The organism is Pontibacillus salicampi (assembly GCF_042434395.1).
GTDB lineage: Bacteria > Bacillota > Bacilli > Bacillales > BH030062 > Pontibacillus > Pontibacillus salicampi.
Map to the genome: position 1 here is coordinate 64,510 of NZ_JBHLTP010000011.1, position 20,817 is coordinate 85,326.

At 40.4% G+C, this 20,817-nt stretch carries 25 protein-coding genes and 1 riboswitch; of the genes, 9 read left to right on the forward strand and 16 right to left on the reverse strand.

Annotated features, from left to right (window positions below):
* Positions 1 to 120: 120 nt before the first annotated feature.
* Complete coding sequence (locus tag ACFFGV_RS12470) at positions 121 to 645, forward strand: hypothetical protein (protein WP_377348327.1); 525 nt, start codon at positions 121 to 123, stop codon at positions 643 to 645.
* Positions 646 to 693: 48 nt separating this feature from the next.
* On the opposite strand, the gene ACFFGV_RS12475 is transcribed toward ACFFGV_RS12470, so the two are convergent.
* A complete protein-coding gene (locus tag ACFFGV_RS12475) occupies positions 694 to 1,119 on the reverse strand; it encodes a pyridoxamine 5'-phosphate oxidase family protein (protein ID WP_377348329.1) in 426 nt (141 codons plus the stop codon).
* A 151-nt stretch (positions 1,120 to 1,270) separates the two neighbouring features.
* On the opposite strand from ACFFGV_RS12475, the gene ACFFGV_RS12480 reads away from it, so the two are divergent.
* Positions 1,271 to 1,801 carry a hypothetical protein gene (locus tag ACFFGV_RS12480; RefSeq protein ID WP_377348332.1) on the forward strand — a complete coding sequence of 177 codons (531 nt, stop codon included), beginning with the start codon at positions 1,271 to 1,273 and terminating at the stop codon, positions 1,799 to 1,801.
* A 62-nt stretch (positions 1,802 to 1,863) separates the two neighbouring features.
* Here ACFFGV_RS12480 and ACFFGV_RS12485 read toward each other — a convergent pair whose 3' ends face one another.
* Both ACFFGV_RS12485 and pgmB read right to left on the reverse strand, forming a co-directional pair.
* On the reverse strand, positions 1,864 to 2,844 hold the full coding sequence (locus ACFFGV_RS12485; protein ID WP_377348334.1) for a zinc-binding dehydrogenase: 981 nt from the start codon (positions 2,842 to 2,844) through the stop codon (positions 1,864 to 1,866).
* A 90-nt stretch (positions 2,845 to 2,934) separates the two neighbouring features.
* Positions 2,935 to 3,594 (reverse strand): beta-phosphoglucomutase, encoded by a 660-nt coding sequence (gene pgmB, locus ACFFGV_RS12490; protein ID WP_377348336.1) that lies wholly within the window; start codon positions 3,592 to 3,594, stop codon positions 2,935 to 2,937.
* 163 nt (positions 3,595 to 3,757) lie between these two features.
* On the opposite strand from pgmB, the gene ACFFGV_RS12495 reads away from it, so the two are divergent.
* The 4 genes from ACFFGV_RS12495 (at position 3,758) to ACFFGV_RS12510 (ending at position 5,527) form a co-directional block, all read left to right on the forward strand.
* On the forward strand, positions 3,758 to 4,141 hold the full coding sequence (locus ACFFGV_RS12495; protein ID WP_377348338.1) for a hypothetical protein: 384 nt from the start codon (positions 3,758 to 3,760) through the stop codon (positions 4,139 to 4,141).
* 20 nt (positions 4,142 to 4,161) lie between these two features.
* Positions 4,162 to 4,632: a flavodoxin gene (locus tag ACFFGV_RS12500; RefSeq protein ID WP_377348340.1), complete on the forward strand. Its 471-nt coding sequence runs from the start codon at positions 4,162 to 4,164 to the stop codon at positions 4,630 to 4,632.
* Positions 4,633 to 4,702: 70 nt separating this feature from the next.
* Positions 4,703 to 5,038, forward strand: coding sequence for a four-helix bundle copper-binding protein (locus tag ACFFGV_RS12505; protein ID WP_377348342.1), 336 nt, complete (start codon positions 4,703 to 4,705; stop codon positions 5,036 to 5,038).
* A 129-nt stretch (positions 5,039 to 5,167) separates the two neighbouring features.
* Positions 5,168 to 5,527, forward strand: coding sequence for a hypothetical protein (locus ACFFGV_RS12510; RefSeq protein ID WP_377348344.1), 360 nt, complete (start codon positions 5,168 to 5,170; stop codon positions 5,525 to 5,527).
* A gap of 85 nt (positions 5,528 to 5,612) precedes the next feature.
* On the opposite strand, the gene ACFFGV_RS12515 is transcribed toward ACFFGV_RS12510, so the two are convergent.
* Positions 5,613 to 6,014, reverse strand: a complete 402-nt coding sequence (locus ACFFGV_RS12515; RefSeq protein ID WP_377348346.1) for a secondary thiamine-phosphate synthase enzyme YjbQ — start codon at positions 6,012 to 6,014, stop codon at positions 5,613 to 5,615.
* 194 nt (positions 6,015 to 6,208) lie between these two features.
* Here ACFFGV_RS12515 and ACFFGV_RS12520 point away from each other — a divergent pair, with 194 nt between their 5' ends.
* Both ACFFGV_RS12520 and ACFFGV_RS12525 read left to right on the forward strand, forming a co-directional pair.
* Positions 6,209 to 6,391: a hypothetical protein gene (locus ACFFGV_RS12520; protein ID WP_377348348.1), complete on the forward strand. Its 183-nt coding sequence runs from the start codon at positions 6,209 to 6,211 to the stop codon at positions 6,389 to 6,391.
* Between the two features lie 87 nt (positions 6,392 to 6,478).
* The gene (locus tag ACFFGV_RS12525; protein ID WP_377348350.1) at positions 6,479 to 7,717 is read left to right on the forward strand and encodes a YeeE/YedE family protein; all 1,239 of its coding nucleotides are present in this window, start codon (positions 6,479 to 6,481) and stop codon (positions 7,715 to 7,717) included.
* A gap of 44 nt (positions 7,718 to 7,761) precedes the next feature.
* Here the strand turns inward: ACFFGV_RS12525 and ACFFGV_RS12530 are convergent, their stop codons facing one another.
* From ACFFGV_RS12530 to ACFFGV_RS12565, 8 genes are all read right to left on the reverse strand, one after another.
* Positions 7,762 to 8,613 carry an SDR family oxidoreductase gene (locus ACFFGV_RS12530; protein WP_377348352.1) on the reverse strand — a complete coding sequence of 284 codons (852 nt, stop codon included), beginning with the start codon at positions 8,611 to 8,613 and terminating at the stop codon, positions 7,762 to 7,764.
* A gap of 242 nt (positions 8,614 to 8,855) precedes the next feature.
* Complete coding sequence (gene thiD, locus ACFFGV_RS12535; RefSeq protein WP_377348354.1) at positions 8,856 to 9,671, reverse strand: bifunctional hydroxymethylpyrimidine kinase/phosphomethylpyrimidine kinase; 816 nt, start codon at positions 9,669 to 9,671, stop codon at positions 8,856 to 8,858.
* 11 nt (positions 9,672 to 9,682) lie between these two features.
* The gene (locus tag ACFFGV_RS12540; RefSeq protein WP_377348356.1) at positions 9,683 to 10,717 is read right to left on the reverse strand and encodes a MoeB/ThiF family adenylyltransferase; all 1,035 of its coding nucleotides are present in this window, start codon (positions 10,715 to 10,717) and stop codon (positions 9,683 to 9,685) included.
* Positions 10,717 to 10,920, reverse strand: coding sequence for a sulfur carrier protein ThiS (thiS, locus tag ACFFGV_RS12545; RefSeq protein ID WP_377348357.1), 204 nt, complete (start codon positions 10,918 to 10,920; stop codon positions 10,717 to 10,719). Before thiS ends, ACFFGV_RS12540 begins: the two co-directional genes overlap by 1 nt.
* Complete coding sequence (locus ACFFGV_RS12550; RefSeq protein ID WP_377348358.1) at positions 10,917 to 11,513, reverse strand: thiamine phosphate synthase; 597 nt, start codon at positions 11,511 to 11,513, stop codon at positions 10,917 to 10,919. Before ACFFGV_RS12550 ends, thiS begins: the two co-directional genes overlap by 4 nt.
* Positions 11,514 to 11,533: 20 nt before the next feature.
* Complete coding sequence (gene thiH, locus ACFFGV_RS12555) at positions 11,534 to 12,637, reverse strand: 2-iminoacetate synthase ThiH (RefSeq protein WP_377348360.1); 1,104 nt, start codon at positions 12,635 to 12,637, stop codon at positions 11,534 to 11,536.
* Between the two features lie 15 nt (positions 12,638 to 12,652).
* A complete protein-coding gene (locus ACFFGV_RS12560) occupies positions 12,653 to 13,414 on the reverse strand; it encodes a thiazole synthase (RefSeq protein ID WP_377348362.1) in 762 nt (253 codons plus the stop codon).
* Between the two features lie 91 nt (positions 13,415 to 13,505).
* Positions 13,506 to 13,607: riboswitch (TPP riboswitch) on the reverse strand.
* Positions 13,608 to 13,671: 64 nt separating this feature from the next.
* On the reverse strand, positions 13,672 to 14,283 hold the full coding sequence (locus tag ACFFGV_RS12565) for a trimeric intracellular cation channel family protein (protein WP_377348364.1): 612 nt from the start codon (positions 14,281 to 14,283) through the stop codon (positions 13,672 to 13,674).
* 267 nt (positions 14,284 to 14,550) lie between these two features.
* On the opposite strand from ACFFGV_RS12565, the gene ACFFGV_RS12570 reads away from it, so the two are divergent.
* Positions 14,551 to 15,939: a cell wall-binding repeat-containing protein gene (locus ACFFGV_RS12570; protein ID WP_377348366.1), complete on the forward strand. Its 1,389-nt coding sequence runs from the start codon at positions 14,551 to 14,553 to the stop codon at positions 15,937 to 15,939.
* A gap of 61 nt (positions 15,940 to 16,000) precedes the next feature.
* Here ACFFGV_RS12570 and ACFFGV_RS12575 read toward each other — a convergent pair whose 3' ends face one another.
* The 4 genes from ACFFGV_RS12575 to ACFFGV_RS12590 form a co-directional block, all read right to left on the reverse strand.
* Entirely contained in the window at positions 16,001 to 16,870 is an 870-nt protein-coding gene (locus ACFFGV_RS12575; protein ID WP_377348368.1) for a 5'-3' exonuclease, read from the reverse strand.
* Positions 16,871 to 17,115: 245 nt separating this feature from the next.
* Entirely contained in the window at positions 17,116 to 17,949 is an 834-nt protein-coding gene (locus ACFFGV_RS12580; RefSeq protein ID WP_377348370.1) for a CAP domain-containing protein, read from the reverse strand.
* A gap of 129 nt (positions 17,950 to 18,078) precedes the next feature.
* The gene (locus tag ACFFGV_RS12585; protein ID WP_377348372.1) at positions 18,079 to 19,287 is read right to left on the reverse strand and encodes a cation:proton antiporter; all 1,209 of its coding nucleotides are present in this window, start codon (positions 19,285 to 19,287) and stop codon (positions 18,079 to 18,081) included.
* A 107-nt stretch (positions 19,288 to 19,394) separates the two neighbouring features.
* Positions 19,395 to 20,816: an amidase gene (locus ACFFGV_RS12590; RefSeq protein ID WP_377348374.1), complete on the reverse strand. Its 1,422-nt coding sequence runs from the start codon at positions 20,814 to 20,816 to the stop codon at positions 19,395 to 19,397.
* Position 20,817: the final 1 nt, after the last annotated feature.

The window sequence follows — 20,817 nt, forward strand, 5'->3', positions numbered from 1 at the left end:
GAATAGTTACTTCCCTTTAGAATGGCTCTACTATGGTATATGTAAAATTGTACAAATTTTCTTTATACTACATACTTTTCTGTGCTATAATGCTCTAGAAAACAGAATGGAGGTAGCATAATGAAACAACTTCTAATGACCAGCTTCCTGCTTATCCTAATCGCCGCTGGGTGCTCAAATGCCAATAGTGAAAGCAATGAAAATAAAGAACAACAAGAAACAGAACAAGAACAAACCACTAGTTCTTCAGAACAACCGGAAGTAAACGAAAGTCATGAAGCAAATGAAACGAAGAAAGATGAAAATACGTATAAGATAGCAGACAAAGTAGAGCAGTTAAAATCGAAAGATGAACAAAGTACAAAGCATGAATTTACTTTTGAATACACGTTATCTGATGAAGAGCAGCTTCAATTATCTAAAGAACAGATTAGTATTAATACTGCAGAAGGTCTTGCCGAATTATTGGATACAGAACAAATAACGTCTGTGGAGCAAAAAGACGGAAACTGGGTTGTGAAAGGATCCATATCCTTTGAGGCTCAAGATATGAATCAACTTGAAGTCATTAGTAATTTTCAGCCTTTTGTTACAGGCTTAGAGGTACAGCAAAATGGCGAAAAGCTGACATTTATGAAATTCTAGGACAAGCTATTGAAAAATCCTGACACAGCATATGTGCCAGGATTTTTTTTACGGCTGATACGTTTGGGGACCGTCTTCTCCTTCTACATTTAACAAGCGAATGTTCGTAGGATGTATTTCTAGTATTGTATAGCTTGGATCCTGAGGGCCGTCTAGCCAATATTCCATATAATCGTTCCACAGTCTATCCTTCATTTCCTGTGAATCATTTATCTTGGCTTTCCCTTCTACTTCAATGTAAGGATCTTCAAAGCCTTGCCCATCATACCCCATTAGAATATGAACTGCCGGATTGCGTTCAATTTCCTCTACTTTATGAGTGTCTTTATCTGTCGCTGTAAACATAATTAGCCCCTCATGGTGAAATGTCATATAGCGAGAATGAGGCTTTCCGTCTTGTACGGTTGCAAGAGAGCCTACTTTATGCTGCTCCATAATTTGTTCAATTTTATCTTTAATGTGCTGGTTATTCATTCTCCTTCAACTCCTTCCATAATGTTTCAGAAGTAGTGTTCCTGTTTTATGGAAAAATTAAACGATAGGATGTGCCCATTTCCAAACTTTTGTATGTTTTCCTTTTATATCACACACACTACACTCATATTTTCAAAAAGGAGACGGTTCGATGCATTGGATATTCAAACGAAGATGGAGATTAATCCTAATCGGAATCATGGTAGTGGTGTACTTGTTATCAGCACGCGCAGAAGCGGAATCTAATTCAGATTACGGAGCAAATGGGGCTTTACGGGATTCTACTATTACTCTTCAAGAAGCATTAACCTACGCATTAGAGGATGAGTACGCTGCACGAGATAGGTATAAAGCGATTCTTACTCGTTACGGCAGCAAGATTCCTTTCCAGCAAACGCTGCAATCAAAGGTAAAGGATATAAAAGCACTAGAGGGATTGTGTACACAACATAATATAAAGCCGCCAATGTCTGACACATCTAACGTCATAGCACCGCCCCTCACTTTGTATCAAGCCTTTCAAGACAGCATTCGTGCTGAAACGAACAACATAGCTATGTATGAGAAACTATTGAAAGAGTCTTATCCTGAAGAAGTTACCAGTCAATTTAATAGACTTCATACCACATCTAAGAAACAGCTGGCAGCATTAAACTTTGGTCTAGCTCAACAACAAAAATAGAAAGCTGACACAAAAAGTCCTGACCGAAAGCAAGCATGGTCAGGACTTTTTAATATTATTCTCTAAGAGGGCTTCGCAACTATTTTTCCTCTTACATGTCGTTGAGACAATCTCTCCAAAGCTTCAGGCACTTCCTCCAAGTTCACTACTTCCTCCAGTAAAGAAGAGATATGTCCTTCTGCTAATAATTCCACCATTTCATTTCCCATTCTACTCAGATCTTGTTGCTGATGATGATTGTTTACCATATGAGCACCACCTAAGGCAATTTGATGGAAGGAAAGAGAACGTGCAAAATGGATATTAGCAGTTATGTCTGGAGCACCTGCAATAAAGGCAATATGACCATTAAATCCAATTGCTTCAATCGATTTTGTTGCATTATCCCCACTAACCGTATCTAGAACGGCATGAACGCCTTCTCCATTTGTAATCTCTAGTGCACGCTTTACAAAATCCTCTTCTTTATAATCGATGGCATAATCTGCTCCGAGCTGTTTGACATAGTCATGATTAGCACCAGAAGCGGTGGTGATTACCTTTAATCCTGCATATTTCGCTAATTGAATAGCAAACCCACCTACTCCTCCTGCTCCGGCATGAATGATAATATGTTGTCCAGCTTCCAGATTCATTTTTCGAAAAAGAGCTTGATAAGCTGTATATCCTGCACAAGGAATGGCAGCAACGTCTTCAAAAGAAAGGGAGTCAGGAATGATAGAAACAGTATGCGCTGGTGTCTTTGCATATTCTGCAAAATTGCCATCCTTTTGCATATTTCCATGATACACGACTCGATCACCTGGTTTTACTTCTGTAACACCTTCTCCAATTTCCTCGACAATACCGGCTCCATCTACCCCTAGGACGTGTGGATATGTCCAATTAGGATTTCCATTCGTGGCGATTTTATAGTCTACCGGATTTAAGCCAGCTGCTTTCACTTGTACAACGATTTCCCCTTGATTAGGACTTGGCTTTGGCAATGTTTCCACTTCCATCTCTCGCCATTGTCCAGCTTGGTGTAGAACGAGTGCTTGCATAGTAGAAATGCCTCCTTATTGATATGATTTATGTTATTATAGCTTTTCGCTTACTTCCATGAACAGTAGGTACTTTGAAGTAACCACCTATTATCTCATCGACATGTAATCCTGTAAGGTCTCCAGTGATAATTCCCTGGAGGAATAAATGTGCCAATCTGCTCTCTCCAGAAACGTTTCCTCTCCGACTCCAATAGAAAACATAGGGGTTTGTAGTATAGCTGCCAAGCCCGCTTCCCCGTCCTCTATGGCAGCCGAACGGTGATATTCCGCTTGTAATTCGTCGCAGGCTCTGGTGAAAATTTCAGGATCTGGCTTCCCCTTTGTCAACTCATGAGGGTTCATAATAATATCAAAGAATTCAGTAAGGCCTAATTTTTTTAATACAAGCCGAGCGTTAGAACTAGAAGAAGCTAACGCAATAGGAATGCTCGCCTTCTTTACTTCCGTTAAGAATGGAATAATACCAGGCATGATATGCTTCTCTGACAGTCCTTTCAATAACTCTTGGTAATATTGGTTCTTTCTATTACCGATGTTAGCTTTTTCATCACTGGAATAAAATCTGTTACCTCGCTTCGTCAATTCCTGTACAAGATCCTCTCGGGGTCTGCCTTGAAAATGTAGATTGTCTTTTTCTGTAAAGGAAACCTGCAATTCATCTGCAACTCGTTTGGTTGCTTGGTAGTGAAATGGAACTGTGTCAACAATAACTCCATCTAAGTCAAAAATAATAGCATCAATGGCCATAGGACACCTCTTCTCTTTTAACATATCCATGTACTTACATAGCTAGCTTACCAAAAAAACATACCTTTCCCCAAAAAATATAATTGACATTGAGAATCGTTTTCATTTAATATGAACATAACAATCCAGACCTAACAAATTGACGTGGAAAGGGGCTTTCCCTATGCTTGATATGTTTATTGTTAACGAGTCTTTCAAACACGATGTTGAGTGCTTTTGCACTGAGACAAGGCATACAAACACAATCACATTCCGGAAAGGAAATCGAATAGAACTAACAAACCATACACGGTATATCGATGAAATTGGTTTCTTTGTACAAATTGTAATAAACGATATGTACACTGCCTTTTTACATGAGAACGATATAGAGGAATTATATAGCCACCAATACTTTCGACTACTCTTGGATGTGGAACTAGAAGCAAATTATTACGAATTTAAAATAAACGAGGCACTGGATGCCAAAGAGGAAGAAACGTTCCGTCATTATGTTTCCCTTCTTGAGCATCATAAGGAGTTATTAGAAGAAGAAGCAGTTCATTAAGAAGAAAGGGTGTGGACACAATGGCACAAATACTAATTGGATTTGCTAGTATGTCTGGGAATACAGAGGAAATGGCAGATTTACTAAAAGAAGATTTGGAGAATGCTGGGCACACAGTGACCATGGATGAAATAGAAGAATTAGAGGCAGACTCCCTTCAGCAGTATGAAGGTGTTTTAATTGGTTGCTATACATGGAATGATGGTGATTTACCGTATGAGGCGGAGGACTTTTATGAGGAGCTGGCAAATGTAGATTTGACCGGTGTAAAAGCTGCTGTATTTGGTTCCGGTGACACCGCATATCCACAATACTGTGAAGCGGTCCATACGTTTGAAGATCAATTAAAGGCACAAGGGGCAGCTATTGTTCAAGAAGGATTGAAAGTTGAAATGGCACCAACAACGGATGAAGATTTTGATGCTATTGAACAATTCGGGAAGCAGTTCGCTGCTTTTTTTAACCAAACGGCAGCTCTCTCCTACTCTTAACGTAAAAGTTTAAAACAGCTAATAAATGGATACACCTCCTATATAACACATGATATAGGAGGTTCCCTTTATGCAGAAAGAACATAACCGTTTTGATGAAGTGTTAACAGCTTTGCACAATTGTATGGAAGCTTGTAACAGGTGCTACGATGCATGCTTGCAAGAAGAACATGTAGGAAATATGGTTGAGTGTATCCGATTGGACCGGGAGTGCGCTGACATTTGTGGATTTTTAGAACAGTCTATCACCAGAAATTCGCCCTATATTCAAGAGCTTGCTAGCGTATGTGTAACTGCCTGTGAAGAGTGTGCAGATACATGCGAAAACCACCCCCATGATCACTGTCAGCAATGTGCGAAGGCATGCAGAGCGTGCGCAGAAGCTTGTAAAGCATTAGTATCCTAATTAGAAAAGGTGTAACGAATCCAATGATAGATTCGTTACACCTTTTTTTATAGCTGTTCCATCACCCTCACAACACTACTTCCTTACAAATATGTTAAAATATACATACCATTTGTAAAGGAGAATTTCATGAAAAGATTCCTCTTCATTTTACTCACCATTATAGGATTAAGCTGGACCAGCTTCCTTCTAGCCGCATTAGCTGCACAACGTCCTGCTCCTAACTCGTCTGAGTTAATTATGTTCTATCTTTCTACTGTAATAACAGGCATACTGGCTCTCCTTGTAATGGGGCAGTTAGAATACCACCATACACCTGAAATGTACACTATATTATTAGTAGTCGCCACAATTGGTAACATGATACTAATGATAGCTGCTCTCCCCGGTGCAACTAGCGTTATGATAATGTATATCATTCTATTATTAGAGTTGTTGTTTCTTACGATATACAGCTTCTTCACTACAATGAATACAAAGCCTAGCTAGAAAGGTTGTCCATCCAAGTATGGGACAGCCTTTTTCGAGCACAAAAAAAGGGTATTTGGAATGGACCAAATACACCTATTTCACCTTATTCCTGAACTACTCTCGCAACATATCGACGACTGCGAGGTCCATCAAATTCACAAAAATACACGCCCTGCCATGTTCCAAGCACCAATTTATTATCCTTAATAATAATATTTTCTGATGAACCTACAGTGCTTGTTTTTAAATGAGCAGCCGTGTTCCCTTCTCCGTGCTCATCTTCAGGATGCTCCCAAGGGTACACTTCCTGTAATCGATTAAGCATGTCCTTTTTAACATCAGGGTCTGCATTCTCATTTACAGTTATTCCCGCTGTAGTATGTAAGGAAGAAACAACAAGGACACCTTCGTTTATCTCATTATCCGTAATCCATTGCTGTAATGTATCGGTTATATCAATCATTTGGTCGTGTGACTGTGTCTGCACCTTGAATGTCTCTAACATGAAAAGCACACCTCTTTCTTGCATAATACTCTTCTAATTCCACGTAATAGATTGGTATAAACTTGTTTTTTATTATTTTTTTACTCTTTTGTAGAGGATCTCTTGAAGCTTGTTGTTCATTATACTTTATAGCACCTTTCTGAGGAAGACCTAGGATACGTGGATGTAATTTACTTATAGAAGGAAGGTATGGCTTGGAAAACACTCACGTCCCTACTGCGCCACACGATGTGGTTAGTTCGGTGCTGCTACAGAACGTATCGGCTTTAACCGCACCTCCTTACTTTGGCAAGCCCCTTCTGATGGTTAGTAAGATTAGTATAGTAATAGTGTCCCTTTGCCACAGCTATATCCTATACAAGGGTGACGATGTTTAATACTTTACATATTTAGAAAAATATACTATTATACTCAAAGCAACGCAATAATCCTGACTAAATATATAGGAATTGAGGTGTTTTATCGTGCAAACAGCACAAGTTACTAAGCGTCCTGCTACAACAGTAGTTTCGGAGCTTAATCCTATACAAAAGCCGCTTGTCACTCTTGGTCTTTTAGCTTCTATTATTTTATTGGCTGTTATAATTAGTGTAACGGGATGGACACAGGGAGTTCTCTTTTTAATCGGAATAGCCCTAGGTGTCACCTTACTGCACGCTCGTTTTGGATTCACGTCAGCATTTCGTCGATTAACATCTGTCGGGAACGTACAAGGATTACAATCCCACATGCTTATGCTAGCCGTGGCAACGACACTATTTGCGATTATACTGGCAACAGGGTTTAGCTTTACTGGTGTCACACCTGCTGGGTACGTATCACCTGTTGGAGTCAGTGTTGTATTTGGATCCTTTATATTCGGTATTGGTATGCAAATGGGGAACGGATGCGCCTCAGGTACCTTATACAATGTAGGCGGCGGAAAAGCCTCCTTATTTATTACCTTGTTCGGTTTTATTGCCGGCTCTGTGCTGGGCGCATATCATTTTACATGGTGGATGGAAGACACACCAAGCTTAGGCGCTATTTCACTAGCTCAAGATACTGGACTTGGTTATGCAGGTGGATGGCTTTTACAAATAGTCGTATTTGCCGGGATATATGGCATGACTATCCTAATTGCGAATAAGAAGCGCCCTCCTCAAATGAAACCTTTAGCTACAACGACCGGCTTCAAGAAGGTTTTAAGAGGTTCATGGCCTCTACTCGTTGCGGCAGTTGTTCTGGCATTGTTAAATGCACTTACGTTATCTGTTCGTGGGAATCCATGGGGGGTTACTTCAGCTTTTGCCCTATGGGGCTCTAAAGTATTAATGGCTCTTGGTGTAGATGTGAGCAGCTGGGGCTATTGGGCAGGTAATACAGAAGCGTTAAATACGACTGTACTGGCAGACTCCACAAGCGTGATGAACTTTGGCATTATTCTTGGTGCCTTTATCGCTGCGTCTGCACAAGGCTCCTTTAAGCCGAAAGCATTCAAACCCGGTGTAGCTGCCTCTTCTCTTATTGGCGGTGTACTTATGGGATATGGTGCACGTCTAGCATTTGGCTGTAACATTGGGGCTTATTTCGGAGGTATAGCCTCCATGAGTCTTCATGGTTGGGTATGGATGATTATGGCACTACTCGGCACCTTTGTCGCCCTATACATTCGTCCCCTTTTCGGGCTGAAAAATCCAAATTCAAAAGATTCATTCTGTTAATAGGAAAACCAGGCTGACTTATTATTCCAGGTCAGCCTGGTTTTTTATAGCCTTACATTTATCTTTTTCAATAATGCCTTTTCCCATGATCGCCAGGTTAGCATACTTCTCAAGCGCAATATCATGCTTACTCCCTTACCAATCGGGTGACGTAACTTATATATAGTAGTCTTCTCTGCCAGTGCAACTACTAAATTAGCTACATCCAAAGGATTACCTAGGTCTTTTTCTCCTGTAGAAAGCTGCTTTTCTAATTGCTTCATGTATGCTTGATAAGGAGAGGAGGATTGAAGAGATCGTTCACTCACCTTCCTTCCAGTAGACCAAATATTCGTTTTGTAGGAGCCTGGTTCTACAAGGGCGACATTTACCCCGAACGGTTTCATTTCTAACCGCAGGCTTTCGCTATATCCTTCTAAGGCATGCTTGGAAGAAACATATGGCGATAGTCCAGGAAAACCAATTCTTCCACTAATACTACTCATATTTATGATGGTCCCCTGCTGCCTTGTCCTCATAACAGGTAATACAACCTGAGTCACTGCCATGACACCAAAGACATTTGTTTCAAATTGATCACGATAATCATTTACGTCAATTTCTTCGCAAAACCCACCAGCTGCAAAACCCGCATTGTTTACTAGCACATCAATGCGATCCAAGCTGCCAACTAAATTCTGGAAAGATGCAATGGAATCCTCTTTTGTAACATCTAGTGGGAAAAATGTTATGTTATTCAACACCTCTTCATTTGGTACAGCTTCACTAATGCAATGACTTTTTTGCAAATTACGCATGGTAGCATAAACATGAAAACCTTTCTTAGCTAGCTCTACAGTTACGAGCAATCCAAAACCGCTCGATGCTCCTGTAACAACAGCAACTCTTTCTGTCATACTATCCCTCTCTCCTGTTTTACGAATTCAAGTCCCTTATCATGGATTATAGGAATATGATAGGAGGACAATGCGACGAAGTTAGCTTTAATAACATCCATAATTTGGATATTATATATCATTATCGTAACACAATCCTCCGTTTCACCATATGTATTAGGTAAAAAAACATCACCTTCGGGTACGAAAGTGATGCTTTCTTATAGTAAGACGAATGAGTAACCCATATTGTTTCAAAAAATTTAATTTATTCCATTCCTTTTGTAATATTGATTATAAGCCCAATGGTTTGTTGGTCCATGGCCACTTCCTATGTGCAAATCTTCTTTAATAGCCAGTTCAATAAATTCTTTAGCAACTGTTACCGCCTGTCGAATATTGTTTCCTTTCGCCAATTCGGCAGTAATAGCCGCAGAAAACGTACATCCTGTACCATGTGTATTCCTAGTAGAGTATCGTTCTCCTTCATATATGGTAAACTCTTCTCCATCAAATAAAAGGTCAGACACCTTATCCTCTGTACCGTGACCACCTTTAATAATTACTGTTTGTGCTCCCATCTGAGCAAGAAGCACAGCAGCCTCCTTCCTATCCTCCATTGTTTTAATTTGTTTATCTGTCAGCGCTTCTGCTTCTGGTATGTTTGGTGTCACGACACTCGCAAGGGGGATGAGCGTTTGCTTAATAGTAGATACAGCCTGCTCCTCCAGCAATCTGGCCCCACCCTTTGCGACCATAACAGGATCTACAACGAGATTCTTCCATTCATACTGCCTAACCCTGTCAGCAATTAAATGAATGGTATCCATGTCTCCTAGCATCCCCGTTTTAACAGCTTGAGGATTTACATCAGTTGCGATGGCTTCCAATTGGGATGCAATATGCTTCATGGGTATGGGATGGACATCGTGTACCCCCTTCGTATTTTGGGAAGTAACGGCTGTTATAACTGACATGCCGTAAGAGGATAACTCCTGAAACGTTTTTAAATCAGCTTGTATTCCAGCTCCACCGCCGGAATCAGAGCCAGCTATCGTTAATGATTTAGAAATTTCCATACTATATTCTCCTATCCTATCCACTTATAATACATTGATTTTGCTGCAGTTATATCTGCTGTCCCATGTATGAGAGCACGTCCGTCTCGAAATAAGACCATCCTTTGCTGACTTCCTTTTGGAACAAATGACAACAGGAAGTCATTACTTTCCACAGTACCGACCTGCTGGAGGGTATCCCGAATAGCATTCAAGTTACGCTCAGCTGGTGGTGCAGGCCTAATTTGTACCGTGTTACGTCCACACAACACTGCCGTCCTCATCTGGTTATCGTATTGGAGGAAAGGATAGACTGCCCCTTCCCCACAGGAAGAGCAGTTTTCCTTTTTTACTTTTTCTATATCAATAGACGTAAAATGATTAGACCATACATCAAAGGATACAAGGGTTGGCCGTAATGCCTCTTTATCCTCTACAAGTAGCTTCATGGCTTCGGAAACTTGAAGAGAGGTTACCATCTGCACGGCTGGTGAAATAACACCTACTGTATCACAGGTTGGGGAAGCACCACCTAATGGAACCGACTCCAGCATACATTGCAGACACGGCGTTAAACCAGGAATAATGGTATAGCTTAATCCGTAGCTTCCAACACATCCGCCATAAATCCAGGGTACCTGATATTTCTGAGATATATCATTGATGATAAGCCTTGTATCAAAATTATCTGTAGCATCCAGTACTAGATTTGCCTTCGGTATTAGCTGCTCTAATTCTTCCACTTGTCCGTCCATAACATGAGCTTGAATAGTTACATCACTATTAATGCGTTTGAGATGTTGTTTAGCAGCAATCGCTTTTGGAATCCTATTTTCCGCATCTTCTTCAGTGTATAGCTGCTGCCGCTGTAGGTTGCTAAATTCTACATAATCCCGGTCAATAAGAACCAGTTGACCAATTCCCGCTCTAACTAAAGCCTCGGCCGAAGCTGCTCCTAATGCCCCTGCGCCAATTATGAGTACAGTTTTATCTTGAATAAGCTGCTGCCCCTTCGTACCGATGGGCTCAAATCGTTCCTGTCTTGAATACCGTTCTGACTCCATCATCAGCCACCTCCAACAAAATGAACTAATTCAAATTCATCACCATGTTGAATAGCTGCCGTTGCATATTGCTCTTTAGGAATAATCGCCTTATTCCACTCGACAATAACTGGCTTGTCCTCTAATGCATAAAAGGTTAGTAGATGTGTGATGGTCTCTATATTATAAGGAAGTTCCACGTTTTTTCCATTCACCTGTATCGTCATGAAAACCACCCCTCCCGTAGTTGTTTAGCTGCTTCTTTCGCGTCCTCAGAGTCCCAAAGAAAAGACATGGCGGCAGCCCCAGCTGCTCCTTTCCTCATTACCTGTGCTATGTTATCCGGAGTGATGCCTCCGATTGCTATCACTGGTATATCAACCATCTCATTTATTATTTGAAAGGTTTCCAATCCTCTTGGGGAAACTCCCTCTTTCGATGTGGAGTGGAACACATGCCCAAAGAAAAGATAATCGGCGCCTTCTCTTTCTGCATCCATTGCTCCTCTTGGGGAATGGACGGATTTCCCTGCCCTCAACCCTTTAAAAAAAGCAGGAACAACTGCTGGACTCAGGCCAGTTTCTCCTAAGTGAACGCCTCCAATACCTGTTACATACGCTACATCAACTCGATCGTTTATCACTAATCGGTCAGCAGGAACACCATTTTCTAATAATGTTTCAATCCAATAAACAAGCTCTCTTGCTGTGCGCTGCTTCTCTCTGACATGAATATAATCTACATAAGGATAGATCTCTATTGCCTTATCCACAAATTCTTTCATACTCATGGAACCGTTTGATAATGCATGTAATTCCAACTATCTCATCCTTCTTATTATTAAATAATTTGCCAATCTTTCATGACAGGCTGATATCCTTTTGTTCTAAGCAATTGTTGAATTTCATTTACACTACGCTCATCAGAGATTTCAAACTGACTTTGATTTTCATTAGGCTCAGAATAACCACCTACTTCTGTAGAAGAGGCAGCAGACATCTTAGTAACTCCTAGCGGAATTAATTCATCACGGAGTTTGGGATGCTCTCTCGTGGAAATGGTAATGCCTGCAGTTGGAATGAACAGTCTAGTTGCCAGCATTGCCTGTACCATATTCTTATCTGATACCTCTACTGCCGGCTCAAAGCTTCCAACATTTGGCTTTATGCGAGGAAAGGATACACCTATTTCTGTCTCCATATAGTTATGCTTTAGATAACTTGCGTGCATCCCTGTGATAAATACTTCTCTTCTCCAATCATCAAGACCTAATAACGCACCTATGTTCACATTCCGCATTCCGGCTTGGCATCCTCTTTCGGGGGTGTCGAGACGGTATTTATAGTTTCGCTTAGGTCCCTTCACATGGATATCACGGTAAATTTCTTCATTATACACTTCCTGATACACAGTCAATCCATCTATACCGCTTTCCACTAGCTCCTCATATTCATCTGTGTTAAGCGGCTGTATTTCAATCCCTACAGAGGAAAAATATTGCTTTAACACCTTCATGCTTTCTTTCAAATATTCCACGGAGGAATGTTTCCTTGACTCTCCCGTCAAGAGAATAATTTCTTCAATGCCCATATCTGAAATAACACGAGCTTCCTGATCAATTTCCTCCATGGTCAGCTTACGGCGAGGAAAGACATTATCGATACTAAAGCTACAGTATTTACATGTGTTAACACAATAGTCTGACAAATATAATGGTAAAAACAATTTCATTGTTTTACCAAAATGCTGTATCGTTTTTTGATGTGCTGCCTGAGCCATCTCCTCTAAATAACCTTCTGCAGCCTTGGAGAGCAATACAAAGAAATCATGTTCATCCAATCGTTGTTTTCTTAGTACATGCTCTACATCACTTGCTGATACCTGTTCCATTCGGGAAGAGAAAGGAATTTCCTTTATTTGCTGTACTTTTTCATAAAAACTCATGGAATCCCCCTTACATTATGTGGTTAAAAATCCTGTTAACGGTGAGGACGCATTTGCTGATTTTGATGTCGCTCCCAAACCAGATTCGTATGCAATACGTCCTGCTTTTACTGCTAAATCAAATGCTTTCGCCATATCTACAGGAGAGGCGGCAGTTGCTATGGCAGTATTAACAAGAACTGCATCTGCCCCCATTTCCATTGCTTCACTTGCCTCTGACGGCTTCCCTATACCGGCGTCCACAATGATAGGTACATCAATCTGTTCCATAATGATTGAAATCATTTCCTTCATTCGAATCCCTCTATTCGATCCAATTGGAGAACCTAGCGGCATTACAGCACTAGCTCCAGCCTCTTCCATTCGCTTGGCAGCCATTAAATCCGGACTCATATAAGGCAATACAACGAAGCCTTCCTCCACAAGTATTCTAGTTGCTTTAATCGTTTCTTCATTGTCTGGTAATAAATAGGTTTGGTCAGAAATCACCTCTATTTTTACCCAGTTCCCCATACCACTAGCCCGACTTAGCCTTGCTATTCTCACTGCCTCCTCTGCGGTTCTTGCACCAGATGTATTCGGCATAAGCTGAACACCCTCTGGTATATCATTTAATATATATTGATCATTACCGCGAAGATCCACCCGCCTAAGGGCAACCGTTACAATCTCTGATCCTGATTGCTCAATGGCTTCTTTCATTTCTTTATGATCCTTAAATTTTCCTGTACCAGTCAAAAGGCGATTAGAAAACGTTTGTCCAGCTATCGTTAACATGGAATCCTCTCCTTTTTGTTCATAAAAAAAGCTCATCCTTTGGAGGATGAGCTTTGGATAGACGATATGCATTGCACTGTACTGTCCATGTGACGTTAGTCACGCGCTTCCCTCCGTTGGTCTTAACCAATTCAGGTTCAAAGGGTCGGATTGAGTCCTCTCAGCCATCATCGTGGCGCCCCTAGCTTGCTTTATGAAATTAAGTAATTTAAGCTTACAAACTAAAGTTAACAAAAAATGGTTTCGCTGTAAACCTATTATAATCGATATAAATCACGAAAACGCAAATGCCAATTTAAATGAAATGATAATAACCGCAAGACAATAATGGCTACAAATAAAGTGTACAACTGCACTGTACTCGTATAATCAATTATTCCAAACCCAATCAGAGCACCTGTTATCAATGCCCATACCGCATAAATTTCAGTATGTAACACCATGGGGCGTCTTTGCGCTAAAATATCACGTGTTACTCCTCCTCCTACCCCGGTAAGAATAGCAGAGAACATTACGGCTCCTAAAGGCAATTCGTGATTCATAGCAAAGATTGCTCCCTGAATTGCAAAGGCGGATAACCCAAATGCATCAAGGTATAAATTCCATCTATTCCAGAACATCACCCAGCTCTTTGGGAAGAAATACACAATCATGATAGTCCCAAAGGCTACGTAGAGAAAAATTCCCTGCTCCCAAATATGGATAACATCTTCTTGTAAAAATAAATTCCGTGCAATTCCTCCGGCGAAGGGAGTAGCAACACCAAGTATAATGACACCAAATATATCATATCGTTCACTCATTGCAACGATTGCACCACTGAAAGCAAAGGCTGCTACTGCTATGAAGTTTAATAAGTCCCAAGCCATTTAACATCTTTCCTCTTTTTATCCAAATACAAATCATTCTCTATTTTAGCATACATCAACGATATTACACGGATTTTCCCCAATGAAATGGCAAAGCACGAATAAGGTATATCATTAATATTGGAATAGCTCTCCTTTCCTCTATTCAGTCTCAAAGCTTCATCCTCCCAGACTATGGTTGGGCACCTTTATTCCCATAGTAAAGCGGAATAGATTATGCTACCGTTAAATTGAAAAAATTTTGTCGAAAAAGGTGGTAGCGTTAACGTGAAAAAAACTATTCTGTTTCTACTCATCGGTATGATAGGCAGCTTTATTATTTCCTCTCCCTCTTCTTTGGCTGCAAATGAATTGAACACGTATGAAAGAGTAAATGGAACAGATCGATACAAAACAGCTATCGCAATATCTAAACAAGGCTGGCCTAATGGGCTTACTAATCAGGACAACTCTGTTATCTTAGCAAGGAGCGACAATCCAGCGGACGCCCTTGCATCTGCCAGTCTCTCAGGCGTTAAGGACGCGCCTATTTTATTAACCTCAACCTCAAATCTTCCCTCCTCGGTACAAGAGGAAATGAAAAGACTAAACGCGAAAAAAGTGTATGTGTTAGGAGGACCAAATGCCATTAGCCAAAGTGTTATCAATCAGTTGGAAAAAATGGGATTGACCACAACTCGTGTTGCTGGAGATGATCGATTTGAAACGGCTAAAGCAATCCATAAAGCAAGTGGTCTTAAAAACAGCACAAAGGCAATTGTGGCTAATGGATTTACTATCGCAGACGCTCTATCGGCATCTAGTCATTCTGCAATAGAAGAAACACCTATATACCTAACGAGGAATAACAGACTTCCTTCCTCATTATCTTCATCTGTCCAAGATGTTACTATTTATGGAGGTCCTGGAGTTATTAGTAATGAGCTGCAAAATCAAATGGAACAATCTGGAATTGACACCACTCGACTATCTGGAAATGACCGCTTTGAAACGAATATAGACGCAGCAAAGCATCTCTCTTCCACAGCTAATAAGATGTTATTCGTAAGAGGTATTTCTACGAATAGTAATACGGAAGATTACCCAGACGCTGTCGCAGCCTCCGGTTTGGCAAATCGCTTAAAAGCCCAAGTCATACTAGTACATCCTAGCAAGGATATGAAAGCAACTGAACATTACATATCCAACAAAGAGATATCTGGGTTCGTACTCGGAGGGGAGAATGCTCTACCTGAACGAGCATTGACCAATATGTATTTGTTGAAGAAAAATGGTTCTATTAGTCAAGAAGCAAAACAGGTGTTGGAGTTAACCAACAAAGAACGTACAAAAAGAGGACTTTCAAAACTGGACATCGATCCATACCTTACCCAGGTTGCACAAGAAAAATCAACCGATATGAAGCGTAACAAATACTTTAAGCATACAAGTCCAACGTATGGAACACCATTTGAAATGATCCAATCATTTGGAATTAACACTAGCGCTTCAGCAGAGAATATTGGGTTAGGATATCCAAGCCCAGAAGACATGGTAAACGGTTGGATGAATAGTGAAGGCCATCGCAGGAATATCCTTAATGAGAATTACACCCATATTGGGATTGGTTACTTAGATCCTGGCCACTATTGGACACAAATGTTTATCCAAAAATAACTTTACAAGTACCAACACTAAACATGGAAAAGCGCTATGTTCTGACACATAGCGCTTTTTATTAACTAATCATATCATGTAATTTTCCAAGTTCTACTTCCTTAAATTTCTCCATCATTAATGCTCTGTCAATGGTTAGTAACGCTTCGTCTAAGCCACATGTAACATCTGCTTCACAATATATTCTTGCCAATTGGTGAGAAAGACGTAAATTTTCCATATCCCGTTCAATTTTTTCTCGCTGGCTTTTCGTTACATTATCCAGATTATCTAGTAACCCTTCAATTGTACCGTGGGCTTGTAACAGCTTTAATGCTGTTTTTTCTCCAATCCCCTTTACTCCAGGATAATTATCACTGCTGTCCCCCATCAATGCTTTTAAATCAATCATCTGCTCCGGGGTAATACCTTTTTCTTCCGTGAATGTCTCTGCCGTGTATTCAGCATAATTCCCATAGCCCTTTTTCAATAATACAACCGAAACATTTTCCGTTAACAGTTGAAGTATATCCTGATCTCCCGTCAGTATTACTACCTCTGCATCTTCGCGTAAATTAGATGTCAGTGTGCCGATACAATCGTCTGCCTCGTATCCTTTTAAGCCTACATTTGGAATATTCAAAGAAGAGGTTACTTCTTTAACCAAGTCAAATTGAGGTATTAATTCCGTAGGGGGAGCATCGCGGTTTGCTTTGTAATCAGGAAACATTTCCGTACGGAACGTCGAGCTCCCCATATCCCAACAGCAAATCACATGACTTGGTTGATAATGATTCATGGCAGTAAATAAGTGCCTGACAAATCCATGAACAGCGTTTGTTGGTACCCCTTTACTATTTATTCGAAAATAACCACTCATTGCCGTTGAGAAATAAGCACGAAACAATAACGCCATTCCATCCACCAGCATGACTTTATTTTTATCCATCATCACGACTCCTTTATCACTCTACATGGATACTATTATAACAAAACGTCTGATTTAATACAGTCAAAGCTAATTGGAACATTTATGCAGGACGTTTCTGTTTTCACCCATTTATTTGTATTAATGATTTGGTATGCTGACCTATAATTTCTCAATATGTATGATGGAGAAATACTGATATAAATACCAACTGGTCAGTTACTCAAAAAAAGTGATACACCTGCTTACGATGCATCACCTTGAGCTTTTTATTTTTGAATAAACATTTGTGTCCAGTATATTCCCATATCTCCACCGCGTTCTACACCAATTCCAATATGGGTTACTTTATTGTTTAAAATGTTTTTGCGGTGTCCTGCGCTATTCATCCAGCCCTTTACAACTTTCTCAGGAGTCTTCTGCCCTGCTGCAATATTTTCTGCTGCCGTTTTATATTCAATTCCGAAGTTATCCATCATCTCGAATGGGCTGCCATAGGTTGGTGAATTGTGCGAGAAGTACCCGTTGTTTACCATATCTTCTGATTTCTTTTGAGCAACGTTTGTTAATTCATCAAACGCTTTTACTTTTGGCAAACCTTTTTTCTCGCGTTCCTTGTTTGTTAAATCCACAACCTGCTGTTTAAAGTTCTTATTCTCACTAGTTTCCTCGGGAGCTTTACCATCACTAGATGGTGCTTCTCCTCTTTCAGCTTGAGGCTGTTGCTGCTCATTTCCACCTTGTTGCTGCTGTTGCTGTTGCCCGTTGTTTCCATTTCTTGTACCCGGTGCTTGTTGACCGTTTTCAAACTGCTTTGGATTTATACCAAATTCCTCAGGGTTCACATTATACTCTTGAACATCTCCCCCAGGAATGGTATATTTACGAACCTTTCCTTGAACGTCGAAACGGTTCATATATTTACCATCGCCGTTTTGTACATTTTCATAATTATTTCCTCCTGGTTCAAAGGAAAGACGCTCTGCATTACGATTTGCGTAATTATTTAAATTATCTGCCGCTTGCTCATCATTTGTTCCACAAGCTGAAAGCAAACTAACAGAGAGAATTGCTGATAAGGATAGGGCCATATATTTTTTCATACTATTTCCTCCATTCAATAGGGCTACTTTGTTTAGCCATTTGTAGTATGTGCTCTCCTGTAATTGATATGCTGTTCAATAAAAGGAAAACAAGGAAAGGCTCTATGAATGAAGGACTGTTTCGTTTTTTTACATATCTTTGAATACTTTATTTTTTTCAAAAAAACGAGTGATCGGGTATATCCCTACACTTTGGATGACCAGCGACAATAGTACAACTGCAAATGTAATGGCCAACAGCCTTTGTTCCTGTGTACCTAGCTGAGATTCAAGGCTTAACAAAAGAGCAATAGACATAGTACCTTTAATACCCGCCCAATTAATGATAAAGATATCCTTCCATGAGGATTGGTTACGCCATTTTGGTACTAGTGGTATTAGTACACTTATTACAAGAAAACGTACTAATAATGTTGCAGCAAATAATATAAAAGCGACCTGCCATGATGCTATCGTTAAATAGCTTGTTGCCTTTATACCAATAAGCAGAAAAACTAAGGACAAAATGGACGGCTCTACAATGTCCCAAAACCCCGCTAGCGATTCTCTGAAATGGTCCTCCTTATTGGTATGTTCAAACTCATACGACAGCATTATACCAGCAGCGACGGTTGCTAATACTCCTGAGACATGTAAATGCTCTGCAATAAAAAACGTCCCGTAGGTAAGAATTATACTTAACATTACCTGGTATTGTTTATGATGAGTCACATGGACAGCCTTACTGACTGCCCACCCTAAACTAACGCCAATAACAATCCCACCGAGTGATACCGTTATAAATTCGTTCATAAAACGAAAGATAGAAAACGGGGTGTTAGAGATATACATACTTGTGAATACTGTAAATAAAACGATGCTGGTCCCATCGTTTATCATCGATTCCCCTTCCACCACATCCGCTATTCGAGGGTTACTTCCTGATTGCTTTAGTATAGAAGTAACAGAGACCGGATCTGTCGGGGTTAGCATACTAGCCATTAAAAGTGCACCTACAATAGAAACAGGAAAAAGCAACTCACATACAAGGTAAATACTTATGCCCAAAAGAATAGTGGTCAGCAATAAACCGACGGTACTCATAAGTCCTATTAGCACCGCATTTTCTTTGAGGGCTTTTGTAGGGAATCGATAGGCCGAAATAAACAATAATGCAGGCAAGAAAATTTCGTAGATTATTTCCTTTGTAACCATCACGTCATCAAAAAACGGGACAAAGGAACAACCTATCCCTATAAGAACGAGAATGACAGGAACGGGAACATTCTGCTTCTTTTTGTCTAATGTAAATATTAAATATCCTACAAAGAGCAGGATGACGAAGTGATAAGCCTGCACCTCTACACCCCCATTTCTTCATTAATCCTTTATATCCTAGTATGGAATATTCATCACTCCATCCATACTGTCAAAAACCCTTCGCTTTGGAAGGGTTTCTGTTTATCCTATACGGTAATATCTTCATACCGATTAATCCATGGCTTTTTCGTTTCTAGTTGTCTTGCCAATTGCAGTAAAGTGTCCTCTTCTCCAAGTCTTCCTGTGAAATGTACACCTATTGGAAGCCCTTGTTTATTCCAATAAAGAGGTACACTCATAGCAGGTTGTCCTGTAGCATTAGCCATTTGCGTAAAGCTTACATAATTCATCATCGTATCCAGCATATCCAGCTTAGCATTAGTTTGATGGTCAAATGAACCTATTTCTGCCGGTAGACCATTTAAAGTAGGGGTTACAAGCACATCATACTTGTCATGAAATGCATGCATCTTCTTAGCCGTCATGTTTAACCGAACTCTAGCTTCCTCATACTCACTAGCAGAGTACCGCTCCCCCTGCTTAAAAACATCATAGGAAACAGGCTCCAAATTACTTTGTAACGGAGTTCTATTTGTAAGCTGTGCCAAATGTTTAATAATAACAGAGCCACTTGCGATCCAAACGGTAATAAAATCCTTGGCAAACTGCTCGAAATCAAATACTGGAGTGTCTTCTTCGACTCTATGCCCCAGCTCTTCTAACAGCTGCTTCGTTTCGGCTAACGCCTTCCGATTGTCCTCCGTAATACTAACCTGGTTGTTCCAGTTAGGCGCAACCGCTATGGTTAGCTTCCTGGGCTGCTTGTACATTTCATTTATATATAAAATGTCTTCTGTAAAGGAGGGATATCCTTCATAATTACCTTTCCCTTTCACAACATCCAATAATGCTGCACTATCTCTAACAGAGCGAGTGAGGGCATGAGTAACCCCGAAATCGTTCATGTATGTACCATAAGGATTTCTTCCTCTAGAAGGCTTTAACCCAAAAAGACCACAGCATGAAGCGGGAATACGAATGGATCCTCCGCCATCACTGCCATGTGCGAAAGGTATCATTCCAGCAGCTACGGCAGCAGCAGCACCGCCACTAGATCCTCCTGCTGAACGCGTAGTATCCCATGGGTTTCGAGCTGGACCGAGAAAATCAGGATCGGTTGTTGGCAAAAAACCAAATTCGGGCGTATTCGTTTTCCCTAGGAAAACTAATCCAGCTTGTTTATAGCGTTTAACATACTCATCATCTTCAGGAGCTACATAGCCTTCAAGCATTCTGGACCCTGATGTAACAGGATGACCTTTTACCGAATGTAAGTCCTTCATAAGAAACGGAAGTCCGCTTAATATACCTTTATTAAGATCCACCGTTTCAGCAGACTCTATCCCTTCTGCAAACATCGTATGAACTACTGCATTCAGTGTTGGATTTTTAGCTTGTATTTGATCTATGTAGTACTGAGTCAAATCCAATGAAGAAATACGCTCTTCTTTAAGAAGTGATTTTTGCTCTAGAGCGTCGGTTCCCTTTAATATTTCAGATAAATCCATA